This is a genomic window from Pseudomonas sp. 2995-3 (genome assembly GCF_002742565.1).
GTDB lineage: Bacteria > Pseudomonadota > Gammaproteobacteria > Pseudomonadales > Pseudomonadaceae > Aquipseudomonas > Aquipseudomonas edaphica.
The window spans coordinates 1-279 of sequence record NZ_LJSB01000406.1 but is presented as its reverse complement, the minus strand read 5'-3'; the positions used below and the strand labels follow the sequence as shown (position 1 = coordinate 279).

The 279-nt window shown below is 36.2% G+C and carries 1 protein-coding gene; it reads right to left on the bottom strand.

Translation table 11 applies throughout. The features are described from left to right. Nucleotides 1-130: 130 nt before the first annotated feature. Nucleotides 131-277: a PASTA domain-containing protein gene (locus tag AOA62_RS32745; protein ID WP_143521956.1), complete on the bottom strand. Its 147-nt coding sequence runs from the start codon at nt 275-277 to the stop codon at nt 131-133. Nucleotides 278-279 lie beyond the last annotated feature (2 nt).

Here is a 279-nt window from a genome sequence, read left to right as displayed (position 1 = left end):
GTTACAGGCATTATATTTCTATATTTTAAATAAAAGGGAGATCGCCCGATAAGACGAGCGATAGAAAATCAAGTCCCTTGATGATAATACTATGTGTTAGCTTTCATGTCCATAATCCATTTTACTTTTCCTAGTCATCTTTGTCACCCAAATGTACACGAATTTTTGAACCAGTTTTCACTTTAACTCCTGGATCAGGAGATTGAAGCACCACTTCTTTCCCCTCACCAGTTACATCCAATTCCAATTCATAATACGCTTGATTAATCTCTCTCATTG